This is a genomic window from Acinetobacter sp. ANC 4173 (genome assembly GCF_004331255.1).
Classification (GTDB): Bacteria; Pseudomonadota; Gammaproteobacteria; order Pseudomonadales; family Moraxellaceae; genus Acinetobacter.
The window spans coordinates 80,404-91,742 of the sequence record NZ_SJOF01000027.1; the positions used below are offsets into that span (position 1 = coordinate 80,404).

General features: G+C 36.2%; 7 protein-coding genes and 2 pseudogenes. 5 read left to right on the plus strand and 4 right to left on the minus strand.

Annotation, left to right across the window (positions count from 1 at the left end; genetic code table 11):
- Positions 1 to 33 precede the first annotated feature (33 nt).
- Both E0H94_RS18380 and E0H94_RS18385 read right to left on the minus strand, forming a co-directional pair.
- Positions 34 to 312 (minus strand): helix-turn-helix transcriptional regulator, encoded by a 279-nt coding sequence (locus tag E0H94_RS18380; RefSeq protein ID WP_131327801.1) that lies wholly within the window; start codon positions 310 to 312, stop codon positions 34 to 36.
- Positions 305 to 1,597, minus strand: coding sequence for a type II toxin-antitoxin system HipA family toxin (locus E0H94_RS18385; RefSeq protein WP_131327802.1), 1,293 nt, complete (start codon positions 1,595 to 1,597; stop codon positions 305 to 307). Before E0H94_RS18385 ends, E0H94_RS18380 begins: the two co-directional genes overlap by 8 nt.
- Before the next feature lie 468 nt (positions 1,598 to 2,065).
- Here E0H94_RS18385 and tnpA point away from each other — a divergent pair.
- Positions 2,066 to 2,328: pseudogene (gene tnpA, locus E0H94_RS18390) on the plus strand (IS66 family insertion sequence element accessory protein TnpA); the annotation flags it as partial.
- Positions 2,329 to 2,732: 404 nt separating this feature from the next.
- The gene (locus tag E0H94_RS18395; protein ID WP_131327803.1) at positions 2,733 to 3,629 is read left to right on the plus strand and encodes a LysR substrate-binding domain-containing protein; all 897 of its coding nucleotides are present in this window, start codon (positions 2,733 to 2,735) and stop codon (positions 3,627 to 3,629) included.
- Positions 3,630 to 3,684: 55 nt separating this feature from the next.
- Here E0H94_RS18395 and E0H94_RS18400 read toward each other — a convergent pair whose 3' ends face one another.
- A complete protein-coding gene (locus E0H94_RS18400) occupies positions 3,685 to 4,983 on the minus strand; it encodes a dicarboxylate/amino acid:cation symporter (RefSeq protein WP_131327804.1) in 1,299 nt (432 codons plus the stop codon).
- Positions 4,984 to 5,100: 117 nt separating this feature from the next.
- Positions 5,101 to 5,811 carry an aspartate/glutamate racemase family protein gene (locus tag E0H94_RS18405; protein WP_131327805.1) on the minus strand — a complete coding sequence of 237 codons (711 nt, stop codon included), beginning with the start codon at positions 5,809 to 5,811 and terminating at the stop codon, positions 5,101 to 5,103.
- 361 nt (positions 5,812 to 6,172) lie between these two features.
- Here E0H94_RS18405 and E0H94_RS18845 point away from each other — a divergent pair.
- From E0H94_RS18845 to E0H94_RS18420, 3 genes and pseudogenes are all read left to right on the plus strand, one after another.
- A pseudogene (locus E0H94_RS18845) lies at positions 6,173 to 6,286 on the plus strand (hypothetical protein); the annotation flags it as partial.
- A 626-nt stretch (positions 6,287 to 6,912) separates the two neighbouring features.
- Positions 6,913 to 7,218, plus strand: a complete 306-nt coding sequence (locus E0H94_RS18415) for a helix-turn-helix domain-containing protein (RefSeq protein WP_131327806.1) — start codon at positions 6,913 to 6,915, stop codon at positions 7,216 to 7,218.
- Complete coding sequence (locus E0H94_RS18420; protein ID WP_131327807.1) at positions 7,218 to 8,483, plus strand: type II toxin-antitoxin system HipA family toxin; 1,266 nt, start codon at positions 7,218 to 7,220, stop codon at positions 8,481 to 8,483. Before E0H94_RS18415 ends, E0H94_RS18420 begins: the two co-directional genes overlap by 1 nt.
- The last annotated feature ends 2,856 nt before the right edge of the window (positions 8,484 to 11,339 follow it).

Consider the following 11,339-nt stretch of genomic DNA (forward strand, 5'->3'; position numbering starts at 1 on the left):
AACATTTAAAGGGGAGATCATTGAAAGTACTTTTCATTTTTTTACAATTAAGAGTTTTAACCCAAATGCATTGAGCAGTTTATACATAGTTTCTAATGTAGGGTTTGCATTTGGTTTCTCTAAATTTTGTAAGGTCTGCAATGAAATTTTTGTGATTTTCGCCATATCAGATAAGGTGAGGTGTAATTCAGTTCGAATGAATTTTGCTACAACATTGATCGGCCATTCAGGATTTTGTTGAATCGTCTCTAAGACATACTGTCTTTTTCTAATTTGCTCTATTTGCGATAAAGGAGTGAAGCGTTTATCCATGACAAATCTCCTTTAATTGATTGCAAAGATTCTGAATACGATGTGTACTATTTTCGATAATTTCTGCATCAATCCCTATCGATAGCATTTTGTCTAATAAACCTTGATATAACGGCAATTGCTCTGAAAATAATGCTTTGACTTGGTCAATAGATAATGTTGTACATTCAGTAATTTGATTGGCAATAGAGGCCCATTGATTATCATCTTTTTGCCATCGGGTACATCTCGCGATTCCATCGGGATGTAGCCACATCGGGGCAAAATCAAATAAAGGGGATAAACTGATTTCACCATTGGTTAACCTTTGAAAGGCCGTATTTCGAGTATGATTATCCTTATTCCCTAATGCAATATTGGCTAAATCTCGTTTAACGTATTCAATAATTTCATGCTCTGGATTGGTACAGTATTGCATGATCACTCTGCAGACTTCGTTGTGGGTCATCGTGACGCCGAAGCCAGCTTTCCCGCTAAATGCAGCAAGACTTTCTTGGGCAATTCGTTCAATACCTTGATCCGTTACTTTGCGGTCGAAACGTGGAATAAATAAGGTTCTTCCATGTAACTCAAGTGCTTTGAAAACACGTAAACCTAAATATTCAGCCAATTGCATATATAAGTCTTCTTGATTCAAAATTTTATTCAGTCGCGCATCTGTACCTCGGCTAAATTTGATTAGCCAATGTTGTTTAGCTTCCAAATCAGGTAGCGCATGATCTAAATAAAATAATCCATCTTTACCCTGGGTCATTAAAAGTTTGGGCCATTCACCTTGCACACCTGAAGAGCCTGAGATGAATAGCCCAAAAGAAGCCAAGGATTCCAGAAACTCATCACTGCGTTCAATAATCTCCTGTAATGAAAATCCTTGAACCAATTGATCAGAATATTGCTGTAAAAGCCATTCATGTGCTTCTTTAACCCTTAAATTTCCAATCGGATTACTAGCACCGATTCTCAGTAAGGACCAATCAGCGGACTCTTCTTCATATTCTGGTCGCCCTAACCTTCTTAATAGTTCTTTTCGGCCATAACCCTGAGGTAAGAGATCAACCAGAAATGCAGGCCAAGTGGGTTCAGTATTACTTTCGAGGTTAACTGGATAATGATTTGAAATAGCATGACCATCTCGTAAACCCATATATTCAATGGCATGCTCCATTGAATAATATGTACCACTACTCGCCTTCCAGCCTTTAGCTTCGTCACCGATCAATTCAATGGTCGCACAATCGATCCATTGATTTTGTAGAAATATTTGTATTGAACAGAATTTATTCATAAATATATTAAAATAGTAAAGTATGGCCAGCTAGACCCATTATACAACTATTATAATAGTAAACTAGACTTATTATTGTATGTGACGTTTTAGAGCGTTATAGATTTTAATGACTCCTTATTTTATAGATAGAATTAAGCTAAATCTGAGAAATTATCCTAAAAACATAGGTTTCGTACGAATACACAATCATTAAGAATCCTAGTTCACTTAAGACCATTTCAGATGAAAAATTTGATACTTAATGTAGATAATTAAATTCTTCTTTTGATACTTTTCACAAGAAATAATAAAAAGTTCATAATATTCATTAATATGGTTTGAGAAAACCCGGGGTTATGCACAGCAAAAGTTATCCGAATTGATTCGAATCAATAAAACTACAATCTCGAAGATCGGTAATCCCCCCTAAAAATAACAGAATCTAAAACTAGAATTTTCTCTTAAGATACAAGCAGGAGATTCTGCATAAAAACATCTAAATTTACTGACAGCCAAATCATGTCCATCTTGCAGCAGGCTGAATCTGGTATACCTGTTGCAGCCCTTTGCCGTGAACATGGTATGAGTAATGCGACCATTTTATAAATGGTGTTCCAAATATGGTGATATGGATACATCTCTGATGGCACGACTGAAAGAACTTGAAACTGAAAATGTTAAACTTAAAAAGATGTATGCTGAGGGAACGGCTTAAAGCTGAAATTATTCAGGAAGTCACATCAGAAAAGGCTAGCTATTCAATGATTGAACGATTAGTCAAAGTATTTCAGGCAAGTCTTATACTGATCTGGGCTATATTATTCATGATTTTAAGGACAAACTTAAAGACCATGGTATTGATTTAACGACCAAACATCGTAAAAAAGCAATCCTTTTGATTTATCGAAAGCAGATGTAATCGATTGAAACAGATGAATAAAGTTAAACCTTATTAAGCTTTCTTAAAGGTACAGATAGTTTGGCGAAGATCAAAGCCCGAACGGTTACAGGCTATGATAAAGGTAGTCGATGCACTAAAAAGATAAGACACTTAATTATGTTAAAATTAAACTTACAGATAAAAAGTTGGTTTTCATGTGTAACAGTAGTAATTACACTTGATTAGGCAATTCAAAATTAATGGTGAATGTCCTTGATACAAAATATTGAATTAAAGTGGTTATACGATCTGATCTCTTTAGAAAAGTATCGAAATTTCACCATCGCCGCTGATATGCGAAATATTTCTCAATCATCACTCAGCAGACGTATTCAATCCTTAGAAAATACTTTAGGGTTTGACGTCTTTAATCGAGAAACGTCACCATTACAATTGACTGAGAAAGGGAAGCTCTTTGTTTTACATGCAAGAAGCTTTCTTGATGATTTTGAATATAATATTGATAAAATTAAAGGAACTGACAATATCAGAAGCAAAGTGACCATTGCCTCTGCCCATTCTTTAGCTGGCTATATTTTCCCCAAAATTTTAGGAAATCTTAAAAATTACCAAGAAAAAATATTTCATGTCGAAGCAATCAATGTCAATGAAACTGTAGATCATTTACGCAATGGAAAATGTGATTTTATTGCTTCATTTTATGATGATGAATTGATGAATCCACAATTCTTATGTCATAAAATCTTTTCTGCAAAACTATATTTAGTGACAGCACCTAACCATATTGGGCGCCCAAAATTCTCTTTAGAAGATCAAGCATTGCCGTTGATGAACTACACAGATGATAGCTATATGGGTAAAAAGGTGAACAAATTTCTTCAAGACAGCCAATCTGAATATTTTAATACCACCTTTGTTTCTTCAATGAGTATTTTGCTTAAAGATATGATCAAAGGCGGTTTTGGCATTGGATGGCTACCTGATTATAGTATTCAAGACGAACTTAAAAATCATGAACTGATGATAATTCCACTAAAAGATTCTGTGTTATCTGTTGATATCTATTTATATAGAAGTAGCTCAAGATTAAATGCAGCATCAGAAGGTTTATGGAATTTCATCAAAGCCATTGATTGGTCAATTGCATAAAAGTGAAAGTAGCTCTAAGCAAGCTACCTTCTTTTGAGTTTTGTTCAAAAGTGCCTCAGGCATTTTGTTGATGAGTGCTAACCACCTGATGAACTTCTTCTAGATCCGTTTCTTGTTTTAATTCTTCTATTTGTGTGGTTCTTGCAATCACTGCCGTCGCTATACTATTACCGACAACATTTGTTGCAGTACGTCCCATATCTAAGAATTGATCAATTGCGAGTATCAGTAATAATCCAGCCTCAGGTAGCTTAAACAAACTGAGCGTTGCAGCAACAACCACAATCGATGCTTTTGATACCCCTGCAATCCCTTTACTGGTAATCATCAACGTTAATAAGATGAGTATCTGTTGTGTAATACTCAAATCTATATTGTAAGCTTGTGCAATAAATAGAATTGCAAATGCTGCATACATCATTGAACCATCTAAGTTAAATGAGTAGCCCAAAGGCAGTACAAAGCTCGTCACTTGCTTAGGTACACCAAATTTATTCAATGCATCCATGGTTTTAGGATAAGCAGATTCACTGCTTGTGGTCACAAAAGCTAACATGACAGGTTCACGTATAAGTTTAGCTAACTTAAATGTATCCTTTCTAAGGAAAATGTAAGCTACAGAAAACAGAATAAAGAGTAAAACAGCTAAAGCTAAAAAGAATGAACCTAGGAAAGTGGCATAATTTACAAATACACCAACGCCTTGCACTGTGATTGCCGAAGCAATTGCTGAAAAGGCAGCAACAGGTGCAAATTTCATGACATATTCTGTAATTTTAAACATGATATGACTAAGTTCTTCAACCATCTTGAAAATAACTGAAGTATATTGATTATTGACAAAGCTCAACGCTTTACCAAAGAAAATTGAGAAAATAAGAATTTGCAAGATTTCATTATTCGCCATCGCTTCGGCAAAACTTCGCGGAAACAAATGAGTAATGAATCCGTTTAAAGAAAATCCATCCGTATTAATCGAAGAAGGCAATGCATTAGATGCTTGATCAGGGGTGAGATTCAAGCCAACACCAGGATGAAAGACATTTGCAAACAACATCCCGAGCCCAAGTGAAATCATAGAGGCCGTAATAAACCACCCCATGGCTTTCAAAGTAATTTTACCAATTGATGATGAGTTGCCCATGGATACAATACCCACGACAATCGTTGAGAAAATTAATGGGGCAATAATCATTTTGATCAATCGCAGGAATATATCTGTGAGTAGATTGAAATAAGATGAGATTTCTTTTGCCTGCTCTGCTGTAGATGCCAGATAATGACATAACAACCCAATCATGGCTCCTAGAAATATTGCAATGAGTACATAGCGTACTGTGGTTTCCTTTTTCATATTACACTCGCTAGATTACCGAAGAACTAAATGTCCTTTTTTAGTTATGGCAGCTTTTTCCCACTGCTTAATGCATAAATGAAAAAGGTCATGCGAAAAATGCATGACCTTTTATTATTAGCTACGAGTTTCTGGCTGTCCGTTTTGATACCATTCGATTGCATTTCGAATTAATACATCGGTCGCATCAATAAATAATTCTGGGTTTTCTTTAATCCAATCTTCTAAGATTAAAGGGATTTCTGTACATGCTAAAAGAAATTTTCTAGCAGGGTTGAAATCATATAATTTAATGATATTACTCATTATTTCTTTAGATTTTGCAATATCTCCTGACTTATATGAGTAGATACTTTGCATGATCTGTTGCTGAATCTCAGGCTCAGGGAGAATAAATGGAATCTGATGAACAGCTAATTTTTTCTGATACAGTTCCGTATCAATTGTTGCCGAGGTAGCAAGTATGCAAATCTCTTGGGCATTACTTTTTAGAATAAAGCCTACCGTTGCTTCAATAATACTAATCATCTTGGTATGTGTTTGTTGTTGTAATTGATCAAACCAGAAGTGGGCGGTATTACATGGAATAATGATACAACCGACATTTGCATTTTCTAAGATTTTTAGATATTCACCCATCTTTTTTAATGGCTTATTATCTTGATTAATAATAGATTTTGTTCTGTCAGGAATATCTGGAATGGATACCGTAATGACCGGAATATGTTCCTGATCACAATGAGCAGCTGTGTTTTTAATAATTTTATTCATGGCATCAACAGTTGCTTGTGGTCCCATCCCCCCTAATATTCCAATTGCTTTATGCATGACTTTTACCTGTAATCTAAGATATTAATTAGCTTTACAGAAAAAAAAACCGCCATATTGCAAAATACAGATCAACTATTTGTAAATTGCATAGCAATGATATAGTCATTTCAATCAACTAAATACAAATTATTGAAATATATATGCATTTTAAAGTATGATATTTATTTCTATGCAAATTATGCATAATAATGTTGCATATCGCATTATCTTTGCCTCATTTATGGGAGACGAATGAATGCGAAATAAACTAGGTGTAAAAGTCGATTAATTTTTGATTCTTGTACAAGTAAAACGACACTCTAATTTGTGGCTAAGTTTATTAACGTATCCAACTTTGTTGAGAATTATTGTTGATTTTGCAACTTTTCAGGGAAACACTGCAACCACCAGTATTATTGAATCTTTGAGTAGTACTTTAAGACATTGGGCCAATAACTTTCACTCCCCGCCTGATCTAATCGTAATTATTCGTTGGAAGCATAATTCCAAACGCCCACATCAATACTATAAAGAGAATATAGAATAAAACAGGCAGCTATTGCTCAGACTCTCAATAGTTAAATACTTTGATTAATTAGCTTTTAAGGACTGAGTTCTGTATTTCACAGGGCTTAGTCCTTTTCATTTAACTTGATTCTTTCATGGTTATATTAACCCTAATCTTATTTAAGCCAATGTTTGCATAATACGAATCTTCGGCTTAAACCCTACTGAAATTGCTGACGACCTACTTCCTGAGAGTATGGTTCAATGATAATGTCCGCATATACTCCTGAAATCAATGAAAGCGCCGAATACTTTTACATCTGAGAATCCCTCTACTTGGGCAGCAATAACCACAATAGCTTCTAAAACTGCTTATGTCCCCGAAAACTTCAGGTCTGGTATCTAAAATACTTAGATCAAAAACTCTCAGCCAAAGTACAAAAAATATCTGATCCGTAAGGTCTCAAAAAACTGAAACATCAGAATATTGTTATGGAAGACCTACCTTTCGATGTTCTGTTTAACAAAGCCCACCTATACCAGAAAATAGCTGTAGAATAATTCCATTATTTTGTGGTTTAATTAAAAAATTAAACATTAAGCTACAATATAATGGATTTAAACTTCATAAAACCCGAAGAAATCGTGACACTTTTAGGCGAACGATTGCGTAAGCAGCGGCTCTTTCTTGATATGTCTCAAGCTGAGGTTGCAGCACGTTCAGGAGTTGGTGTGAATACAGTTTCAAATCTAGAAGCGGGTCGAAATGTATCCGTTGAAAACCTAGTTCGAATTGCGATGGTCTTAGGCCGATTACAAGAACTTCAAGCGCTGTTCCAACCACAACTCAACAGTGTAAATGACATTCTACGCTATGAAAGTCAAAGTAAGCGCCACCGTATTAAGAGGAAGGGTTAATGCTCAATAGACTTAATGTTTATTACAACGGTTGGGGTGAATCTTGGCTATGGGGAACTCTGATTAGCTCAATGGCCACGACAGGACGACCCATCATTTCGTTTGAATATAGTTCAGACGCCATAAGTAGCGGTATTGAGCTGTCTTCTTACCTATTACCGTTAAATGGTCTTCCACTGAGACAAGGCTTTCCTACTCACCATATGGGACTTCCAGGTCCAGTCTATGATGCCTTACCAGATGGTTGGGGCATGTTGTTAATGGATCGATATTTTCGAAAAATTGGACTGAATCCAGCTCGAATCGGCCCATTGGAACGTCTGACTTATATTAGTACACATGCAATGGGTGCCTTATCCTTTGAACCGTGTGTTGCAGATATGCAAACTTCAGAAAATATTCCCCTGCTGCAATTGGCACAAGAAGTTCAAGAGGTACTCAAAGGTGAAGGTGGCGAATTTTTACAGCATTTGTTGATTATGGGTGGTTCTCCACAGGGTGCAAGACCCAAAGCACTGGTTTACCGAGATCCTGTAACTTTGGAGTTCTCCACTCAAGCTTCTGATCAACATGAAGCCTGGTTGATTAAATTTCCTGCACAGCAAGAGCATCCTGAAGTCTGCGCCATTGAAGCAGTTTATGCAGCATGTTTGCGTCTTTGTAAAATCGAGACACCAGACACCCATTTTTTTAATTTGCCCAATGGTTTAACAGCTTTTGCCTCTAAACGATTCGATCGTCAAAATGGCATGCGGATTCCAATGCAGAGTTTGGCTGCATATACCGGAGCAGATTATAGAGTTCCAGGTAGTCTAGACTATCGCAATTTTCTCCGAGCGACATTGATGTGTACTCAAGATGTGCGAGAACGAACGTATGCTTTCAAACGTACTGTGTTTAATGTGCTATTCAATAATCGGGATGACCATACCAAGAATTTTTCCTTTCTCATGACACAAAATGGTCAATGGAAATTGGCTCCAGCCTATGATGTAACCTTCTGTGAAGGTCCAGGTGGTTATCATCAGATGGACATTATGGGAGAAGCACTCAATATTTCCCTAGGTGACCTACATAAACTCGGTACTTCAGAAGCCAATCTAACCGCACTAGAAGTCGATGAGATCATCTTGGCGATGCGTGAAATTGCACTGCAATTTTCACAGATCGCTCAGCGCATATACCCGAATCAAATTCGGGCATCTACCCTACATATGATTCAATCACGGATACAACAGAACATTGATTTTTTAACTGCAACTTAAAAAATACTAATTAATGATTAGCTGTCATAATGTTATCATTCAAGATTATGTGTCAGGAATTTGTCCACTTATTTCCTTTGTTGCTATGACTAGACCCCGTACCCAGTTCTAAGCACGCTTGTCCTAACACTTGTTTTAAATCTTTATCACTTCACAGTACTTAAGTGATGTAACTTAGGTATCTTATTAAAATGATGTCAGTTGTGAATGCCGATGTCAGGAATTTGTCCACTTATATTTACTGTAAGGGTAATGTGTTTATTTCTCTTAAGTGATGTAACTTACATAACTTGCTTAAATGATGTCAATCTGGAATTCTATGTCAGGGTTTTGTCTACTTATACCTGTTGCTGAAGCAGGAAGAGTCCTATCTTTGCTGTGCTCTGTGATGTCTAATTCTCGAATCTTGTATGCGGCATAATCAATTGTGGCCTATAGGCTGCTAAGTAGATCAGTAACATCCATCTATCTTGTTGTAATTTCCTTGTCAGGAATTTGTCCACTTATTTCCTTTATTGCTATGACTAGACCCCGTACTCAGTTCTCAGCATGCTTGTCCTAACACTTGTTTTAAATCTTTATCACTTCACAGTACTTAAGTGATGCAACTTACTTAACTTAGGTATCTTATTACAATGATGTCAATCTGGAATTCGGTGTCAGGAATTTGTCCACTTATTTCCTCTGTTATTAGGACTGGTCCCCGTACTCAGTTCTAATCACGCTTGTTGTAACACTTGTTTTAGATCTTTATCACTTCACAGTACTTAAGTGATGTAACTTACTTAACTTAGGTATCTTATTAAAATGATGTCAGTTGTGAATGCCGATGTCAGGAATTTGTCCACTTATTTCCTTTGTTGCTATGACTAGACCCCGTACCCCGTTCTAAGCACGCTTGTCCTAACACTTGTTTTAAATCTTTATCACTTCACAGTACTTAAGTGATGCAACTTACTTAACTTACTTAAATAATGTCAATCTGGAATTCTGTGTCAGGATTTTGTCTACTTATACCTGTTGCTGAAGCAGGAAGAGTCCTATCTTTGCTGTGCTCTGTGATGTCTAATTCTCGAATCTTGTATGCGGCATAATCAATTGTGGCCTATAGGCTGCTAAGCAGATCAGTAACATCTATCTTTTTGCAATTTTCTTGTCAGGAATTTGTCCACTTATTTCCTCGGTTATTAGGACTGGTCCCCGTACTCAGCTCTAAGCACGCTTGTCCTAACACTTGTTTTAAATCTTTATCACTTCACATTACTTAAGTGATGTAACTTACTTAACTTAAGTATCTTATTAAAATGATGTCAATCTGGAATTCTGTGTCAGGAATTTGTCCACTTATTTCCTCGGTTATTAGGACTGGTCCCCGTACTCAGTTCTAAACACGCTTGTCCTAACACTTGTTTTAAATCTTTATCACTTCACAGTACTTAAGTGATGCAACTTACTTAACTGATGTCAATCAGGAATCCTGTGTCAGGATTTTGTCTACTTATACTTGTTGCTGTATCAGGAAGAGTTCTATCCTTGCTGTGCTCTGTGATGTCTCATTCTTTTGTATGCAGCATAATCAATTGTGGCCTATAGGCTGCTAAGCAGATCAGTAACATCTATCTATCTTGTTATAATTTCCTTGTCAGGAATTTGTCCACTTATTTCCTTTGTTGTTAGGACTGGACTCAGTTCTCAGTTCTCAGTTCTCAGTTCTCAGTTCTCAGTTCTCAGTTCTCAGTTCTCAGTTCTCAGTTCTCAGTTCTCAGTTCTCAGTTCTCAGTTCTCAGTTCTCAGTTCTCAGTTCTCAGTTCTCAGTTCTCAGCATGCTTGTCTTAACACTTGTTTTAAATCTTTATCACTTCACATTACTTAAATGATGCAACTTACTTAACTTAAGTATCTTATTAAAATGATGTCAGTTGTGAATGCTAATGTCAGGAATTTGTCCACTTATATTTACTGTAAGGGTAATGCGTTTATCTCGCTTAAGTTGTGTAACTTACATAACTTACTTAAATGATGTCAATCTGGAATTCTGTGTCAGGATTTTGTCTACGCTCTTTGATGTCTAATTCTCAAATCTTGTATGCGGCATAATCAATTGTGGCCTATAGGCTGGTAAGCAGATCAATAACATCCATCTATCTAGATGTAATTTCCTTGTCAGGAATTTGTCCACTTATTTCCTTTGTTGCTATGACTAGACCCCGTACTCAGTTCTAAGCATGCTTGTCATAACGCTTGTTTTAAATCTTTATCACTTCACAGTACTTAAGTGATGTAACTTACTTAACTTAGGTACCTTATTAAAATGATGTCAGTTGTGAATGCCGATGTCAGGAATTTGTCCACTTATATTTACTGTAAGGATAATGCATTTATCTCGCTTAAGTTGTTTAACTTACTTAACTTAAGCATCTTATTAAAATGATATCAGTTATGAATGCCGATGTCAGGAATTTGTCCACTTATATTTACTGTAAGGGTAATGCGTTTATCTCGCTTAAGTGATGTAACTTACATAACTTGCTTAAATGATGTCAATCTGGAATTCTGTGTCAGGAATTTGTCCACTTATTTCCTTTGTTGCTATGACTAGACCCCGTACTCAGTTCTAAGCACGCTTGTCGAAACACTTGTTTTAAATCTTTATCACTTCACAGTACTTAAGTGATTTAACTTACATAACTTGCTTAAGTGATGTCAATCTTGAATTCTGTGTCAGGAATTTGTCTACTTATACCTGTTGCTGTATCAGAAAGAGTCCTATCTTTGCTGTGCTCTGTGATGTCTAATTCTCGAATCTTGTATGCGACATAATCAATTGTGGCATATAGGCTGCTAAGCAGATCAGTA